Source organism: Pseudomonas sp. GWSMS-1, assembly GCF_049847425.1.
In the GTDB taxonomy this organism is placed as follows: Bacteria; Pseudomonadota; Gammaproteobacteria; order Pseudomonadales; family Pseudomonadaceae; genus Aquipseudomonas.
The window spans coordinates 81,925-98,704 of record NZ_JBMHHV010000003.1; the positions used below are offsets into that span (position 1 = coordinate 81,925).

Annotated in this window: 15 protein-coding genes and 1 pseudogene; 13 read left to right on the forward strand and 3 right to left on the reverse strand. The window is 57.9% G+C overall.

Annotation, left to right across the window (positions count from 1 at the left end; genetic code table 11):
• Positions 1 to 16 precede the first annotated feature (16 nt).
• Positions 17 to 646, forward strand: a complete 630-nt coding sequence (locus tag ACEPAJ_RS01270) for a LysE family transporter (protein ID WP_425913063.1) — start codon at positions 17 to 19, stop codon at positions 644 to 646.
• Positions 647 to 706: 60 nt separating this feature from the next.
• On the opposite strand, the gene smpB is transcribed toward ACEPAJ_RS01270, so the two are convergent.
• Positions 707 to 1,189, reverse strand: coding sequence for an SsrA-binding protein SmpB (gene smpB, locus ACEPAJ_RS01275; RefSeq protein ID WP_425913065.1), 483 nt, complete (start codon positions 1,187 to 1,189; stop codon positions 707 to 709).
• Between the two features lie 153 nt (positions 1,190 to 1,342).
• Between smpB and ACEPAJ_RS01280 the strand changes: the two are divergent.
• The 3 genes and pseudogenes from ACEPAJ_RS01280 to ACEPAJ_RS01290 all read left to right on the forward strand — a co-directional run bounded on the left by ACEPAJ_RS01280 (position 1,343) and on the right by ACEPAJ_RS01290 (position 3,527).
• Positions 1,343 to 2,745, forward strand: a pseudogene (locus ACEPAJ_RS01280) (sodium-dependent transporter).
• Positions 2,746 to 2,779: 34 nt separating this feature from the next.
• Positions 2,780 to 3,214, forward strand: a complete 435-nt coding sequence (locus ACEPAJ_RS01285; protein ID WP_425913066.1) for a type II toxin-antitoxin system RatA family toxin — start codon at positions 2,780 to 2,782, stop codon at positions 3,212 to 3,214.
• Positions 3,207 to 3,527, forward strand: coding sequence for an RnfH family protein (locus tag ACEPAJ_RS01290; RefSeq protein WP_425913067.1), 321 nt, complete (start codon positions 3,207 to 3,209; stop codon positions 3,525 to 3,527). The genes ACEPAJ_RS01285 and ACEPAJ_RS01290 overlap by 8 nt, the downstream gene beginning before the upstream one ends.
• A gap of 75 nt (positions 3,528 to 3,602) precedes the next feature.
• On the opposite strand, the gene ACEPAJ_RS01295 is transcribed toward ACEPAJ_RS01290, so the two are convergent.
• Positions 3,603 to 4,121 (reverse strand): outer membrane protein assembly factor BamE, encoded by a 519-nt coding sequence (locus ACEPAJ_RS01295; RefSeq protein WP_425913069.1) that lies wholly within the window; start codon positions 4,119 to 4,121, stop codon positions 3,603 to 3,605.
• A 97-nt stretch (positions 4,122 to 4,218) separates the two neighbouring features.
• Between ACEPAJ_RS01295 and fur the strand changes: the two genes are divergently transcribed.
• Positions 4,219 to 4,623, forward strand: a complete 405-nt coding sequence (gene fur / locus ACEPAJ_RS01300; RefSeq protein ID WP_090255961.1) for a ferric iron uptake transcriptional regulator — start codon at positions 4,219 to 4,221, stop codon at positions 4,621 to 4,623.
• Between the two features lie 71 nt (positions 4,624 to 4,694).
• Here fur and recN read toward each other — a convergent pair whose 3' ends face one another.
• The gene (recN, locus tag ACEPAJ_RS01305; RefSeq protein WP_425913070.1) at positions 4,695 to 6,368 is read right to left on the reverse strand and encodes a DNA repair protein RecN; all 1,674 of its coding nucleotides are present in this window, start codon (positions 6,366 to 6,368) and stop codon (positions 4,695 to 4,697) included.
• A gap of 155 nt (positions 6,369 to 6,523) precedes the next feature.
• Between recN and grpE the strand changes: the two genes are divergently transcribed.
• From grpE to ACEPAJ_RS01345, 8 genes are all read left to right on the forward strand, one after another.
• Complete coding sequence (grpE, locus tag ACEPAJ_RS01310) at positions 6,524 to 7,093, forward strand: nucleotide exchange factor GrpE (protein WP_425913071.1); 570 nt, start codon at positions 6,524 to 6,526, stop codon at positions 7,091 to 7,093.
• 99 nt (positions 7,094 to 7,192) lie between these two features.
• Positions 7,193 to 9,109: a molecular chaperone DnaK gene (gene dnaK / locus ACEPAJ_RS01315; protein WP_425913073.1), complete on the forward strand. Its 1,917-nt coding sequence runs from the start codon at positions 7,193 to 7,195 to the stop codon at positions 9,107 to 9,109.
• A gap of 122 nt (positions 9,110 to 9,231) precedes the next feature.
• The gene (gene dnaJ / locus ACEPAJ_RS01320; protein WP_274086219.1) at positions 9,232 to 10,359 is read left to right on the forward strand and encodes a molecular chaperone DnaJ; all 1,128 of its coding nucleotides are present in this window, start codon (positions 9,232 to 9,234) and stop codon (positions 10,357 to 10,359) included.
• Positions 10,360 to 10,427: 68 nt separating this feature from the next.
• Positions 10,428 to 11,231 carry a 4-hydroxy-tetrahydrodipicolinate reductase gene (dapB, locus tag ACEPAJ_RS01325; protein ID WP_274086218.1) on the forward strand — a complete coding sequence of 268 codons (804 nt, stop codon included), beginning with the start codon at positions 10,428 to 10,430 and terminating at the stop codon, positions 11,229 to 11,231.
• Positions 11,232 to 11,440: 209 nt separating this feature from the next.
• On the forward strand, positions 11,441 to 12,589 hold the full coding sequence (gene carA, locus ACEPAJ_RS01330) for a glutamine-hydrolyzing carbamoyl-phosphate synthase small subunit (RefSeq protein ID WP_425913075.1): 1,149 nt from the start codon (positions 11,441 to 11,443) through the stop codon (positions 12,587 to 12,589).
• 36 nt (positions 12,590 to 12,625) lie between these two features.
• Positions 12,626 to 15,847 carry a carbamoyl-phosphate synthase large subunit gene (gene carB, locus ACEPAJ_RS01335; protein WP_425913077.1) on the forward strand — a complete coding sequence of 1,074 codons (3,222 nt, stop codon included), beginning with the start codon at positions 12,626 to 12,628 and terminating at the stop codon, positions 15,845 to 15,847.
• Positions 15,844 to 16,320 (forward strand): transcription elongation factor GreA, encoded by a 477-nt coding sequence (greA, locus tag ACEPAJ_RS01340; RefSeq protein ID WP_425913079.1) that lies wholly within the window; start codon positions 15,844 to 15,846, stop codon positions 16,318 to 16,320. The genes carB and greA overlap by 4 nt, the downstream gene beginning before the upstream one ends.
• The gene (locus tag ACEPAJ_RS01345) at positions 16,292 to 16,738 is read left to right on the forward strand and encodes a DUF4149 domain-containing protein (RefSeq protein WP_425913081.1); all 447 of its coding nucleotides are present in this window, start codon (positions 16,292 to 16,294) and stop codon (positions 16,736 to 16,738) included. The genes greA and ACEPAJ_RS01345 overlap by 29 nt, the downstream gene beginning before the upstream one ends.
• Positions 16,739 to 16,780: the final 42 nt, after the last annotated feature.

The window sequence follows — 16,780 nt, forward strand, 5'->3', positions numbered from 1 at the left end:
CGTCGCGGAGTCGCCCATGTATTGGACTGAGTTTTTAGCTGTGGCCCTGATCCACTTGCTGGCAGTGGCCAGCCCCGGGCCGGATTTTGCGATTGTGGTGCGCGAAAGTGTTGGTCACGGGCGACGTGCCGGTATGTTCAGTGCGCTGGGCGTGGGCTGCGGGATTTTTATTCATGTGGCCTATTCGCTGTTGGGCATCGGTTTAATCGTGTCGCAATCGCTGGTGCTGTTCAACGCGTTGAAATGGCTGGCGGCTGCGTACCTGCTTTACATCGGTATCAAGGCGTTGCGCGCCAAACCGGCCGGTGCGAATAGCGCCGAATTGAGTGTGCAGGAGGGTGTACGCTCACCCCGCGCAGCCTTTATGGCGGGCTTTGTGACCAATGGTCTGAACCCTAAGGCCACGCTGTTTTTCCTGTCGTTGTTTACCGTGGTGATCAACCCGCATACGCCGTTGCTGGTGCAGGCGGGGTATGGCGTTTACCTGGCGGTTGCGACAGCGCTGTGGTTTTGCATGGTTGCCCAGCTTTTCAGTCATCAGCGGGTGCGCGCCGGTTTTGCGCGAATGGGGCATTGGTTTGATCGGTTGATGGGTACGGTGTTGATTGGTTTAGGCGTGAAGTTGGCCTTCAGCGAGTTGCGCTAACTTCGCTTGTTAACGAAAACGCCCCGCATCAGCGGGGCGTTTTGATTTGGCTCGGCGCGTTTAGTCGTCTTTGCCTTTGGTGCGCATGGCGCGCTGCACTTCACGGTCGGCGTCGCGTTCTTTCTCGGTGTGACGCTTGTCGAAGTCTTTTTTACCCTTGGCCAGGGCAATTTCGCACTTGATCAGGTGCGCCTTCCAGTAGATCGACAGCGCCACGCAGGCATAACCTTTCTGCTGCACGGCACTGAACAGCTTGTCCAGCTCGCGCTTGTTCAGCAGCAGCTTGCGGGTGCGGATGGGGTCGGCAATCACGTGGGTGCTGGCCGCGGTCAATGGGGTGATGTGGCAGCCCATCAGCCAAGCTTCGTCGTTTTTCAGCAGCACGTAGCTGTCGACCAACTGAGCCTTACCAGCGCGCAGACTTTTCACTTCCCAGCCGGCCAGGACTAAGCCCGCCTCGAATCTGGATTCGACGAAGTAGTCATGCATCGCCTTCTTGTTTTGCGCGATGGTGCCTTGTGGGTGTTTCTTTTGTTTAGCCATAGGGCGCGCATTATAGGGAGTCCCAGGCGCGGAAGCTATGTGTGCGATCAGGCAATAGCACTCACGGGCCATCCAGTGTCGGCTGCGCTTGAGCCGACCTGGCGAATCCCCGACAATACGCGATCTTTTTTAAATAGAGCAGGCTAGCCGAGCATGGCGAACGATAAGGTTTCGATACACGGTGCCTGGGCCAGCCGTTGGGTGTTTATTCTGGCGGCGACTGGGTCGGCTGTCGGCCTGGGTAATATCTGGAAGTTCCCCTACATGACCGGCATGTACGGCGGCGGGGCTTTTGTGATGATGTACCTGGTGTGCATCTTTATGGTGGGTCTGCCGATCATGCTCGCGGAGACGCTGATCGGTCGGCGCGGCCGGCAGAGCCCGGTAAATACCCTCAAAACCTTGGCCATTGAGTCGGGGGCTTCGCCGAAATGGTCGTGGGCCGCGCTGGTCGGAATGGTTGCCGCGCTGTTGATCCTGTCGTTTTACAGCGTGGTGGCCGGCTGGTCGCTGGATTACATCCTCAGCATGGGCAGTGGGCAGTTTGCCGGTGTCAGTGCGGAAGGGGCCGGTGCGGCGTTTGGTGCGCTGACCGCCGATCCGTGGCGGCTTACCCTGTGGCACACGCTGTTTATGCTGCTGACCGGTTTTGTTATCGCCCGAGGTGTGGTGGCGGGGCTGGAGCGTAGTTTGCGCATCATGATGCCGCTGCTGTTTGTGCTGTTGTTGGTGTTGCTGGGTACAGCATGACCACCGGCCACTTTATGCAGGGCTTCCACTTTCTGTTTAATTTCCAGCCCGAGCGGGTTCTTGATGGTGTGCTGGCCGCCATGGGGCATGCCTTCTTTACCTTGAGCGTCGGCGTGGGCGCGATCATGGTTTACGGCTCTTATATGCCGAAGCAGGCTTCGATTGGCAGCACGATTCTCACCGTGGGTATTCTCGATACCCTGGTGGCACTTACGGCGGGAATGGCGCTATTTCCTATTGTCTTCGCCGGCGGTCTGGAGCCGAGTGCGGGGCCGGGGCTGATGTTTGTCACCCTGCCCGTGGCATTCGGCAATATCGCCTTCGGCCAGGTGATGGGCACGCTGTTCTTTGTTCTCGTGCTGATTGCCGCATGGACTTCTTCAATCTCCATGCTGGAACCCGCGGTGGCTTATCTGGTTGAGCGCACTAAACGCAGCCGGGTGCTGGTGACCAGTGTGCTGGCATTTCTGTGCTGGGTGGTTGGCATGGGCACTGTGCTGTCGTTCAACCTGGGTGCTGAGGCGAAGTTCTTTGTATTTGCCGAAGACGGCTTTCATCTGTTCCAGTGGGGAGCAGAGGGCGGGCGGAATTTCTTCGACAGCATCGATTACCTGACCAGTCGCATCCTGTTGCCGCTCGGTGGTTTGACGTTTGCCCTATTTGCCGGCTGGGTGCTCAAGCGTGAAGCGGTGCGTGAAGAGCTGGCGATGAAGAGCCCGTTGCTGTTTAACGTGGTGTATTGGTTTATTCGCGTGGTTGCGCCGATTGGTGTGCTGATCGTGTTTGTTGCAGAGCTGAATAAATGATCACCTGTATCCCGTTTAACCCAGTGGTTGGATTATGAGTACGCATATTCAGCGTTCGGCGTTGTTGCCGTATCCGGCGCGAGCGCTTTATGACCTGGTCAATGATGTGGCCAGTTACCCGCAGTTTTTGCCCTGGTGCTCGGCCAGTGAAGTACTTGAAGTCAGTGATACGCACATGCGCGCCTGTCTTTCTGTGGCCAAAGGCAGCTTGAGCCAGCGTTTTGTCACCGCCAATGTGCTGGTGCCAGGTGAGCGTATTGCCTTAAATCTGGTCGAGGGGCCGTTCACTCAGTTGTTTGGGCATTGGGAGTTCAAAGCGTTGGGCGACAAGGCCTGCAAGATCAGCCTGGACCTCACGTTCGACTACGCCGGGCCGCTGGTGCGCGCAACGCTCGGGCCATTGTTCAATCAGGCCGCCAACACCCTGGTTGATGCGTTTTGCCAAAGGGCCAAACAACTCTATGGATAAGCCAAACATCGTGGTCGAGGTGGTGTATGCCCTGGCTGACAAGCAGAAGTTGCTGCGTCTGAGCGTGCCCTATGGCACTACGGTGCGGCAGGCCGCGTTGCAGTCCGGTATGCAGGCGCACTTCCCCGGCCTGGATCTACACCACACCCCGCTGGGTATTTTCGGCAAGGCAGTAAGCAAACCCGATGAGCGCGTGCTGGAAGAGGGCGAGCGGGTGGAGATCTATCGTCCGCTGATTGCTGACCCCAAAGAGGTGCGTAAGCAGCGCGCGGCCAAGGCCGCACAAGCCAAGGCGGACAGTGGCGGGGATTAGTGATAAAGGCGTGTCGTCAGAGATGGCGAGGCACAAAAAAGCCCGGACATGTCCGGGCTTTTTATCAGCGCATTATTACTGCGGTGTGCTGTCCAGGGGTTCTGGTGTCGGCACTGGGACGACTTTTACATCGTCTACTTCACGCTGAATCTGCTCGAGCAGCGAGCCGGGTGCAGGCTTCTCTTCTGTTCGAGTTGGCTGCGCCGCCTGCGGCGTGGTAACACCACTGCTTTCGCCGAGGATTGCCTGGTCGCGGCTCACGCCTGGCATAAAGTCGCCCGACAGGCCGACCAGTTGGTCCTCAGCACTGAAGTTCACACTCACACGCTCTTGCAAGCGCTGACCGCCACCTGGCTGGATGCTGTACAGGTAATCCCAGCGGTTGGCGTGGAAGGTGTCGGTGAGCAAGGGGTTGCCCATGATAAACCGCACTTGCTTGCGGGTCATTCCCGGGCGCAACTGGTCTATCATGTCCTGCGTGACGACATTGCCCTGTTGGATGTCGATTTTGTAAACCCCGGGGAATGAACAACCGGCGAGTGCGAGTAGCCCCGTAAGGGAGAGGCTGGTCAGCAGGAGTTTGGTCTTTTGCATCGGTGGGCGACTTCCACTATCTTGGCTGGGCAATATAAACCCGGATCATACCCGCAATAAAGGAAGCTGCGAAGCCGCTTCCGTGAGAAAGCAGACCATGGTTGAAAATAGCGAACTACGCAAGGCTGGCCTGAAAGTGACCCTGCCACGGGTCAAGATACTACAAATGCTCGACTCTGCCGGCCAGCGTCACATGAGTGCCGAAGACGTATATAAGGCTTTAATGGAGGCTGGTGACGACGTAGGTTTGGCGACTGTCTACCGCGTACTGACTCAGTTTGAAGCCGCAGGCCTGGTGGTTCGCCATAATTTTGATGGCGGTCATGCGGTCTTCGAATTGGCGGACAGCGGGCATCACGACCATATGGTGTGTGTCGATTCTGGTGAAGTGATTGAGTTCTTTGATGCGGAGATCGAAAAACGCCAGAAAGAAATCGTCAAAGAGCACGGCTTTGAACTGGTTGATCATAATCTTGTGTTGTACGTGCGCAAGAAAAGCTGATCAGCCTGTTTGTATGCCAAAGGCGACCCTCGGGTCGCCTTTGTGCTTTCTAACGTTCTGGTGCGGCTGAATCAGGCTTGGGCGCTACCGACCATTTGCCGTGCGTGGGCCAGGGATTCTTCGGTTAGGTCTACGCCGCCGAGCATGCGGGCGATTTCCTCGACGCGCTGAACCGGGCTGAGCTTGCTCACCGCGGTGCGCGTGGCATCGCTTTCGCGGACCTTGTGAACAAACAGGTGCTGATGCCCCTGCGCTGCGACCTGCGGCAGGTGAGTCACGGTGAGCACCTGGCCACGTTCGCCGAGCTTGCGCAGTAGTTGTCCGACCACTTCTGCGGTAGGGCCGCCGATGCCGACGTCGACTTCATCGAATACCAAGGTTGGTACCCGTGAGGTTTGCGCGGTGATCACCTGGATCGCCAGGCTGATGCGCGACAGTTCGCCGCCCGAGGCCACTTTGGCCAGGGCTTTGAGCGGCTGGCCGGGGTTAGCGCTGACCAGAAACTCCAGCTGCTCCAAGCCATTGGGGTGTGGCTCATTGTTGCTGTTAGCGCTCAGCTTGATGGTGAAGCGCCCGCCGGGCATGCCGAGGGTTTGCATCTCCACTTCTACCGCGCTGGCCAGTTGGCCAGCGGCGTTATTGCGCAGTGTGCTGAGTTCTGTTGCTTTTTCCTGGTAATGCCGTTCGAAGGCTGTCAGCTCCTCGCTGAGACGCTCGGCCGCCTGGTCGTCAGCGTTGAGGCTTTCCAGTTCTTCGAATAATTGTTGCTGCATCGCCCCCAGTTCAGTTGGCTGGATACGGTGCTTGCGTGCCAGGGTGTAGATCGCATCCAGGCGCTCTTCCATCTGTTGCAGGCGCTCGGGGTCGGCATCGAAGTGGTCGAGAAAGCGGTTCAGCTCGCCGACGGCTTCTTCAACTTGGATCTGTGCGCTGGCCAGTAGGTTGGTCGCTTCGCTCAGCGCTCCGGGCTGGCCCTGGAAGTTGCCAAGGCGGTTGAGGCTGTTGGTGAGGGCGGACAGGACGTTGCCTGCATCATTCTCGCTGCATTGTTCAATCACCAGGCGACAGGCGCTGAGTAGGCTTTCGGCATTGGTCAGGTTCTTGTGTTCCTGCTCCAGTTGCTCAAGTTCATCTTCGCCGAGGGCCAGATTATCCAGCTCTTCGAGCTGGTAGCTGAGCAGCTGGTGGCGAGCGCGCTGCTCGTCGCCGAGGCTGGAAATCCGTTGCAGTTCATTCTTGGTTTGTTTCCAGCGTTGCGCGGCCAGTTGCACCTGGCGCGCCAGCTCCTGGCTGCCAGCGTATTCATCGAGCAGCCGGCGGTGGGTCTCGGGTTTGAGCAGCGACTGGTGTTCATGTTGGCTGTGGATGTCGATCAGCAGCTCGCCGAGCGCCTTAAGGTCGCCTTGAGGGCTGGGGGCGCCGTTGATATAGCCGCGCGAACGGCCTTCGGCAGTAATGACCCGGCGCAGGATGCACGGGCCGTCGTTGTCCAGGTCGCGTTCGGCGAGCCAGGTGCGGGCTTCGGGGATGTCGCTCAGGTCGAAGCTGGCGAGGATATCGGCCTTGTCCGCGCCAGGGCGCACCACGCCGCTGTCGGCGCGATCACCTAAGGTCAGGCCGAGGGCGTCGAGCATGATCGACTTGCCAGCGCCGGTTTCGCCGCTGATTACGCTCATGCCGGCATCCAGTTCTAGATCAAGGTGTTCGACAATGGCGTAGTTGTTTACGGACAGGTGCACCAGCATGGCGAGGGCCTCCCAAGTTCATGTCTGGTTATTTATACAGTGTTTTTTTGTGGGCTGACAATCCGTCTTTCATCCTTGAAACGATAATTTTTGACCCCATATAACCGCCAGGCACGTGAGTTAAGGCTCGCGTCAGAATTCAAAAGGAGAGACGCATGGCTGACGAACAGACCCTGGATACGCAGAACCCTGATCTACAGACAGCTGCTGAGGCCGCTGCGGGTGATGATCTGGTTGCTCGCGTGCACGCGCTGGAAGAGCAACTGGCCGCTGCGCAGGATCAGTCGCTGCGCATGGCCGCCGATCTGCAGAACGTGCGCCGTCGCGCGGAGCAAGATGTAGAGAAAGCGCATAAGTTTGCGCTGGAAAAATTCGCCAACGACTTGTTGCCGGTGGTGGATAGCCTGGAGCGCGGCCTTGAGCTGTCGAATCCAGATGATGAAGCGATCAAAGCGGTGCGTGAGGGCATGGAGCTGACGCTCAAGTTGTTCCTCGACACCCTTAAGCGCTTCCAGTTGGAAGTCATTGATCCTCATGGTGCACCGTTCAACCCTGAGCACCATCAGGCAATGGCAATGCAGGAAAGCACCAATGTTGAGCCCAATAGCGTGCTCAAGGTGTTCCAGAAGGGCTTCATGCTCAATGGCCGTTTGCTGCGCCCCGCCATGGTGGTGGTCAGCAAGGCGCCGGCAGAAGTGCCGCCATCGATTGATGAGCAGGCTTGAAATTCATCGAGCTGCCCCATTTAACAGTCAAGCGTTTTAGTTCTACCGCCGTTGGCAATTAACCAGCGGCGGAAATATCAAAATTTCGGGAGAATGAATATGGGCAAAATTATCGGTATTGACCTGGGGACAACCAACTCCTGCGTCTCTGTTCTGGAAAACGGCAAAGCCAAAGTTATTGAAAACGCCGAAGGCACGCGTACTACGCCATCGATCATCGCCTATGCCAACGATGGCGAAATCCTCGTAGGCCAGTCGGCTAAGCGTCAGGCTGTGACCAATCCGCATAACACGCTGTACGCGGTTAAGCGTCTGATCGGTCGTCGTTTCGACGAAGAAGTTGTGCAGAAAGACATCCAGATGGTCCCTTACAAGATCGTCAAGGCGGACAACAATGACGCCTGGGTTGAAGTGAACGGCCAGAAAATGGCGCCGCCACAAATCTCGGCTGAAATTCTGAAGAAAATGAAGAAGACCGCCGAAGACTACCTCGGCGAGCCAGTGACCGAGGCGGTGATCACTGTTCCTGCTTACTTCAACGACAGTCAGCGTCAGGCCACTAAAGACGCCGGCCGTATTGCCGGTCTGGACGTTAAGCGGATCATCAACGAACCGACCGCTGCGGCCCTGGCTTACGGTATGGACAAGGCTAAAGGCGATCACACCGTGATCGTTTATGACCTGGGTGGCGGTACCTTCGACGTTTCCGTGATCGAAATCGCGGAAGTTGATGGCGAGCACCAGTTCGAAGTGCTGGCTACCAACGGTGATACCTTCCTCGGCGGTGAAGACTTTGACATTCGTCTGATCGATTACCTGGTTGACGAGTTCAAGAAAGAAACCGGCATGAACCTTAAGGGTGATCCGTTGGCGATGCAGCGCCTGAAAGAAGCTGCCGAGAAAGCCAAGATCGAACTGTCCTCGAGCCAGTCGACCGACGTTAACCTGCCCTACATCACGGCAGATGCCAGCGGTCCTAAGCACCTCAACGTGAAGATATCCCGCGCCAAGCTGGAATCTTTGGTTGAAGATTTGGTGCAGCGCACCATCGAGCCTTGCCGCATTGCGTTGAAAGACGCCGGTATCGACGTTGGCGCGATCAACGACGTGATTCTGGTCGGTGGTCAGACCCGTATGCCGTTGGTGCAGAAGCTGGTAACCGAATTCTTCGGTAAAGAAGCACGTAAGGATGTGAATCCGGACGAAGCCGTTGCCATGGGTGCTGCTATCCAGGGCGCTGTATTGGCCGGTGACGTGAAAGACGTGTTGCTGCTCGACGTATCGCCGCTGACCCTGGGTATCGAAACCATGGGTGGCGTGATGACCGCGCTGATCGAGAAGAACACCACCATCCCGACTAAGAAGTCGCAGGTGTTCTCGACTGCCGACGACAATCAGGGCGCGGTGACCATTCACGTGTTGCAGGGTGAGCGTAAGCAGGCCAGCGGTAACAAGTCGCTGGGCAAGTTTGACTTGGCCGAGATTCCGCCAGCGCCACGTGGCGTGCCGCAGATCGAAGTGACCTTCGATATTGACGCCAACGGCATTCTGCATGTCGGCGCCAAAGACAAGGCCACTGGCAAGACTCAGTCCATCGTGATCAAGGCCAACTCCGGTCTGTCCGAGGAAGAAATCGAGCAGATGGTGCGTGACGCTGAAGCTAACGCTGAAGAAGACCGCAAGTTCGAAGAGCTGGCCAGTGCCCGCAACCAAGGCGATCAGCTGGTGCACGCCACCCGTAAGATGATCACCGAGGCTGGCGATAAGGCGACTGCCGACGAGAAGGCTGCAATCGAAGCGGCGCTGAGCGCACTGGAAGTCGCGGTGAAAGGCGACGACAAAGCTGAAATCGAAGCCAAGATGACCGCGCTGTCCGAAGTGACCGCTCCGTTGGCGCAAAAGATGTACGCCGAGCAACCGCAGCCAGGCGCTGCTGAGCAAGGTGCCGAACAAGCCAAAGACGCCGGTGACGACGTGGTTGATGCTGAGTTCGAAGAAGTCAAAGACAACAAGTAAGCGCAAGCTTATGCCGCTTTGGCCGGGTGTGACGCGAGTTGCGCCCGGCATGATTCGCCGCGCGGGAGCTTGCTCCCGCGTTGGCGTGTCTGGAGTAGACGATTTTAAGGTGTTGAAGACTTATGGCTAAACGTGACTTTTACGAGGTGCTCGGTGTTGAGCGCGGTGCCAGCGAGGCGGAGCTGAAAAAAGCTTACCGTCGCCTGGCCATGAAGCATCACCCGGATCGCAATCCCGACGACAAGGCCTCGGAAGAGAAGTTTAAGGAAGCCAACGAGGCTTACGAAGTACTCTCCGATGCCGCCAAGCGTTCGGCGTACGATCAATACGGCCATGCCGGCGTTGACCCGCAGATGGGTGGCGGTGGCGGCCCGGGTGGCGCGAACTTCTCCGATATCTTCGGTGATGTGTTCAGTGACTTCTTCGGTGGCGGCGGTGGTCGTGGCGGTGGTCGCGGTGGCGCCCAACGCGGCAGTGATCTGCGTTACACCCTGGAGCTGGACCTGGAAGAAGCGGTGCGTGGCACCACAGTGACCATTCGTGTGCCGACCCTGGTCAATTGCAAGCCGTGCGATGGCTCTGGGGCGAAGAAGGGCACCACGCCCGTAACCTGTACCACCTGTGGCGGTATTGGTCAGGTGCGCATGCAGCAGGGCTTCTTCTCGGTGCAGCAGACCTGCCCGCGCTGTCATGGCCAGGGCAAGATGATCACCGATCCGTGCGGTTCATGCCACGGTCAGGGTCGCGTGGAAGAGCACAAGACCCTGTCGGTGAAAGTGCCGGCTGGTGTTGATACAGGCGACCGCATCCGTCTTACGGGTGAAGGTGAGGCAGGCGCCATGGGTGGCCCGGCGGGCGATCTGTACGTGGTGGTGAATGTGCGCGAGCACGCGATCTTCCAGCGTGACGGCAAGCACCTGTACTGCGAAGTGCCAATCAGCTTTGCGGATGCCGCCTTGGGTGGTGAGCTTGAAGTGCCAACCCTGGATGGTCGGGTCAAGCTGAAGATTCCGGAAGGCACGCAGACCGGCAAGATGTTCCGTCTGCGCGGTAAAGGTGTAGCGCCGGTGCGTGGCGGTGGTGCGGGAGACTTGATGTGCAAGGTGGCGGTCGAAACGCCAGTCAAGCTCGACAAGCGTCAGCGTGAGTTGCTTGATGAGTTCCGCAAAACCCTGGAAGGCGATAGCTCGCATTCGCCCAAAGCCAATGGCTGGTTTGAAGGCGTGAAGCGCTTCTTCGGCGACCTGTAAAACACCCGTGGCAGGCAGCGGCGGTCGTTAGCGATCGCCGCCTGTCGCGCGGCTAGGAGCAGATGGTTATGCAACGAATTGCTGTGATGGGCGCCGCTGGGCGCATGGGCAAGACCCTGATCGAAGCTGTGCAGTTGGCAGATGGCGCAAGCTTAAGTGCGGCAATTGATCGTGCTGACAGCAGCCTGGTCGGCGTGGATGTTGGTGAGTTGGTCGCGCAAGGCAAGATGGGCGTCAATCTCTCCGGTGATTTGCATGCGGTGCTGGATCAGTTTGATGTGCTGATCGATTTCACCCACCCCTCGGTCACCCTGAAGAACTTGGAAGTCTGTCGTCAGGCTGGCAAGGCCATGATCATTGGTACTACCGGCTTTTCGCCGGAGGAAAAGCAATTGTTGGCGGATGCCGGCAAGCAGATTCCGATCGTGTTTGCTGCCAACTTCAGTGTCGGCGTCAACCTGTGCTTGAAACTGCTGGATACCGCCGCGCGGGTGCTGGGTGATGACGTGGATATCGAGATCATCGAAGCCCATCACCGCCACAAGGTCGATGCGCCATCTGGCACCGCCTTGCGTATGGGTGAAGTAGTGGCCAATGCCCTGGGGCGTGATCTGCAGAAAGTCGCGGTCTATGGTCGTGAAGGTCAGACCGGTGCGCGTGAGCGCGAAACCATCGGTTTTGCCACGGTGCGTGCGGGCGATGTGGTCGGCGATCACACCGTACTGTTTGCTGCAGAGGGTGAGCGCGTTGAAATTACCCACAAGGCATCAAGTCGCATGACGTTTGCCAAAGGGGCGGTGCGTGCGGCGCTGTGGCTGCAAAATCGTCAGCCTGGGTTGTACGACATGCAGGACGTGTTGGGCCTTAACTGAGGCGGTTTGTCACAGGAATGGCTTTTGCCTGGGTATTACTCGCATCTGGCAGTGGACCCAAAAGGCGCATTCCTGTAAGCTTTCTGCTTTAGTGTGTCCACTAAAGTTGCGCAGAATGAATAAGATAAAAAAGCGGGGTGACGGTTCATACGTCATCCCGCTTTTTTACAATCTGCGTTTGCTTCACGATTTGATCTCCGGAGGTTTTCTTGAGTAAGCCAGCCCTTAAACCTGCCATTTTGGCTCTTGCTGATGGCAGTATTTTTCGCGGCGAGGCCATCGGTGCCGATGGCCAAACTATTGGAGAGGTGGTTTTTAACACCGCCATGACCGGCTATCAGGAAATCCTTACCGATCCTTCCTATGCCCAGCAGATCGTTACCCTGACCTATCCGCACATCGGCAACACCGGCACCACGCCGGAAGACGCCGAATCCAATCGCGTATGGGCAGCCGGTCTGATTATCCGTGACCTGCCGCTGACCTCCAGCAACTGGCGTAACAAGCAGCCACTGGATGAGTACCTCAAGGAAAACGGCACTGTTGCCATCGCGGGTATTGATACCCGTCGCCTGACCCGCATTCTGCGTGAGAAGGGTTCGCAGAACGGCTGCATTCTGGCCGGCGATGACGCCACTGAAGAAAAAGCGCTGGAGTTGGCGCGCAGCTTCCCGGGGCTTAAAGGTATGGACCTGGCCAAAGTGGTCAGCTGCACTGAGCGCTACGAGTGGCGCTCCAACGTGTGGAACCTGCAAAGCGACAGCCACCCAGAAGTTCCGGCCAGTGAGCTTAAGTATCACGTGGTGGCCTATGACTACGGCGTTAAGTGGAACATCCTGCGCATGCTGGTCGAGCGCGGCTGCCGGGTAACCGTAGTTCCTGCGCAGACCCCTGCTGCTGAAGTACTGGCGCTGAATCCTGATGGCGTGTTCCTGTCCAACGGCCCTGGCGATCCCGAGCCTTGCGATTACGCCATTGCTGCTATCAAGCAGGTGTTGGAAACCGATATTCCGGTATTCGGTATCTGCCTCGGCCACCAATTGCTGGCCCTGGCCTCCGGTGCCAAGACCCTGAAAATGGGCCACGGTCACCACGGTGCCAACCACCCGGTGCAAGACCTCGACACTGGCGTGGTGATGATCACCAGTCAGAACCACGGTTTTGCTGTGGATGAAGACAGTCTGCCGAGCAATCTGCGCGCGATTCACAAATCGTTGTTCGACGGCTCCCTGCAAGGCATCGAGCGGACCGACAAGCAGGCGTTCAGCTTCCAGGGTCACCCTGAGGCCAGTCCTGGCCCGGCTGACGTTGCACCGTTATTTGATCGTTTTATCGAAACCATGGCCAAGCGCCGTTAAACCCGCCGACTGACCCCAGGATTCGAGAGAAAGAACATGCCAAAACGTACAGACATAAAAAGCATCCTGATCCTCGGCGCTGGCCCGATTGTTATCGGCCAGGCCTGCGAGTTCGACTATTCCGGTGCCCAGGCGTGTAAAGCGCTGAAAGAAGAGGGCTACCGCGTCATTCTGGTGAACTCCAACCCAGCCACCATCATGACCGACCCGGCCATGGCTGACGCCACCTACATCGAGCCGATCAAGTGGTCCACCGTGGCCAAGATCATCGAGAAGGAGCGTCCGGACGCCCTGCTGCCAACCATGGGTGGCCAGACTGCGCTGAACTGCGCACTGGACCTGGAAAAGCACGGTGTTCTGGAGAAGTTCGGTGTCGAGATGATTGGCGCCAATGCCGACACCATCGACAAGGCCGAAGACCGTTCGCGCTTTGACAAGGCGATGAAAGACATCGGCTTGGCCTGCCCGGTTTCCGGCATTGCGCACAACATGGAAGAGGCCTACGCGGTTCTTGAGAAGGTCGGCTTCCCGTGCATCATCCGTCCGTCCTTCACCATGGGTGGTACCGGTGGCGGCATCGCTTACAACCGTGAAGAGTTCGAAGAAATCTGCGCCCGCGGTATCGATCTGTCGCCGACCAGCGAACTGCTGATCGATGAGTCGCTGATCGGCTGGAAGGAATACGAGATGGAGGTGGTCCGAGACAAGAAGGACAACTGCATCATCGTTTGCGCGATTGAAAACTTCGACCCGATGGGCGTGCATACCGGTGACTCGATCACTGTCGCTCCGGCCCAGACGCTGACCGACAAAGAATACCAAATCCTGCGTAACGCCTCCCTGGCGGTGCTGCGTGAGATCGGCGTAGAAACCGGCGGTTCCAACGTGCAGTTTGGTATTTGCCCGAACACCGGCCGTATGGTCGTCATCGAGATGAACCCGCGCGTGTCGCGTTCTTCGGCGCTGGCTTCCAAGGCCACCGGCTTCCCGATCGCCAAGATCGCTGCCAAGTTGGCTGTGGGTTACACCCTCGACGAGCTGAGTAACGACATCACTGGCGGTCGCACCCCGGCCTCGTTCGAGCCGGCCATCGACTATGTCGTGACCAAGATTCCACGTTTCGCCTTCGAGAAGTTCCCTAAGGCTGATGCGCGCCTGACCACTCAGATGAAGTCCGTTGGTGAAGTCATGGCGATTGGCCGCACCTTCCAGGAATCCCTGCAGAAAGCCCTGCGCGGCCTAGAAGTGGGCGTGGCGGGCTTTGATGAGAAGCTCGATCTGGCTGATCCGGAAGCTGAAAGCACCTTGCGCCGTGAGCTGACCGTACCAAGTGCTGACCGTATTTGGTTCATCGGCGACGCCTTCCGTGCGGGTAAAACCGTTGCAGAAGTCTTCGAGCTGACCAATATCGATGAATGGTTCCTGGTGCAGATCGAAGACCTGATCAAGGACGAAGAGCGCATCAAGACCCTGGCGCTGTCCAGCATCGACCGTGATGCCATGTACAAGCTCAAGCGCAAAGGCTTCTCCGATATCCGTCTGGCCAAGCTGCTGGGTGTGACCGAGAAGACCCTGCGCAGCCAGCGTCACAAACTCAAGGTGCTGCCGGTGTACAAGCGCGTCGACACCTGCGCTGCCGAGTTCGCCACCGACACCGCCTACATGTACTCGACCTATGAGGAAGAGTGCGAAGCCAATCCGTCGGGCCGTGACAAGATCATGATCCTCGGTGGCGGGCCGAACCGTATCGGCCAGGGCATCGAGTTTGACTACTGCTGTGTGCATGCGGCGCTGGCGCTGCGTGAAGATGGTTACGAAACCATCATGGTCAACTGCAACCCGGAAACTGTATCGACCGACTACGACATCTCTGATCGTCTGTATTTCGAGCCGGTGACCCTGGAAGACGTGCTGGAAATCGTCCGTGTCGAGCAGCCGAAAGGTGTGATCGTGCAGTACGGTGGTCAGACCCCGCTGAAGATCTGCCGCGCCCTGGAAGAAGCTGGCGTACCGATCATCGGTACCAGCCCTGATGCGATTGACCGCGCCGAAGACCGCGAGCGTTTCCAGCAGATGGTTCAGCGCCTTGGTCTGCGTCAGCCTGCCAACGCCACCGCACGCAGCGAAGACGAAGCGCTGGCTGCCTCGAAGGTTATCGGTTATCCGTTGGTGGTGCGTCCGTCATACGTATTGGGCGGTCGTGCGATGGAGATCGTCTACCAGGAAGATGAGCTCAAGCGTTATATGCGCGAAGCGGTGAAAGTTTCCAATGACAGTCCAGTGCTGCTTGATCACTTCCTCAACTGCGCCATTGAAGTGGACGTGGATGCGGTATGCGACGGCGAAACTGTGGTGATTGGCGCGATCATGCAGCACATCGAGCAAGCAGGCGTGCACTCCGGTGACTCCGCTTGTTCGCTGCCGCCTTACTCGCTGCCGATGCATATCCAGGATGAGATCCGCGACCAGGTCAAGAAAATGGCTTTGGAGCTGGGTGTGGTTGGTTTGATGAACGTGCAGATGGCTGTGCAGGGCGAGGACATCTTCGTGATCGAAGTGAACCCGCGAGCCTCGCGTACTGTGCCGTTCGTCTCTAAGTGCGTCGGTGTTTCCCTGGCCAAGGTGGCTGCCCGCGTGATGGCTGGTAAGTCGCTGGCTGAAGCCGGTTACGCCAAGGAAATCATCCCGCCATACTTCAGCGTTAAAGAAGCGGTGTTCCCGTTCGCCAAGTTCCCGGGTGTTGACCCGATCCTTGGCCCGGAAATGAAGTCCACCGGTGAGGTTATGGGTGTCGGTGACACCTTTGGTGAGGCCTTCGCCAAGGCTCAGTTGGGCGCTAGTGAAATACTGCCAAACACCGGCTGTGCGTTTATCAGCGTGCGTGAAGACGATAAGCCGGAAGCTGTGCAGGTTGCGCGCGATCTGGTCGCGTTGGGCTTCGAAGTGGTGGCCACGGCCGGTACCGCCAAAGTGATCGAGGCCGCTGGTTTGCCTGTGCGTCGCGTGAACAAGGTGACCGAGGGGCGTCCGCACGTGGTCGATATGATCAAGAATGACGAGGTCACCCTGATCATCAACACCACTGAAGGTCGTCAGTCCATCGCTGACTCCTACTCCATTCGTCGTAACGCTCTGCAGCATAAGATCTACTGCACCACCACCATTGCGGCGGGGCAGGCGATCTGTGAAGCGCTGAAGTTTGGTCCAGAAAAGACCGTGCGTCGGCTGCAGGATCTGCATGCAGGAATCAAGGCATGACTAAATACCCCATGACCGTCCAGGGCGCTCGCGCCCTGGAAGAAGAGCACGCACACCTGACTAAGGTGCTGCGCCCCAAGCTGAGCCAGGAAATTGGTACGGCACGTGAGCTGGGCGATCTTAAGGAAAACGCCGAATACCATGCTGCTCGTGAGCAGCAGGGTATGGTCGAGGCGCGTATCCGTGATATCGAAGGCCGCATGCAGAATGCGGTGATCATCGATGTCACCACGATCGAGCACACCGGCAAGGTGATTTTCGGTACAACGGTTGAGATCGCTAACTGCGAAACCGATGAAGCCGTGGTTTACCAGATCGTTGGTGAGGATGAAGCCGACATCAAGAAGCGCAAAATCTCCGTTGGCTCACCTATCGCGCGTGCCCTTATCGGCAAGAGCGAAGGGGATGTGGTGGTGGTGCAAACGCCGAGCGGCGCGATTGAGTATGAGATCGTCGAGGTTCGCCATCTCTAAGCCGGGCTCGCGTGATGCGGGCTCTATCAGCTGGCTGCTGGCTCAGACACTCTGGGTTGGCGGCCTCTGGTTGCTGCACTTTTTAGTGATGCCCGCGATCGCCAAGATTGGTCTTGCGTCATTGCTGGTCGAGGAGATCAGTAATGCGCTGCGGCCACTGCTGGTCGGTTTGGCGGCTGTCTGCGCCGGGTTACAGGTGGTGGTGTTGGTTCGCGCAGAGTCGCTTACAAGCCTGTGGCGCGATACACGTGGGCAGTTGTTGCTGGTGGTTGTGGTGATGGCGGGAAGTTATTTCGCTGTGCCTAGGCTGCTGGCGGGGGCTGAGCTGTGGTTGATGTTCAGTTACTTGGTCATGGCCTTCTGTGGCCTGCTGCTGGTGTTGCAGCCGCTACCGCAGCGGTATGGGCGCAGGCCTTAAGTGCTGCCTTGGCTCGTGAAAGGTAGTTGCAAAGGCGCTAAG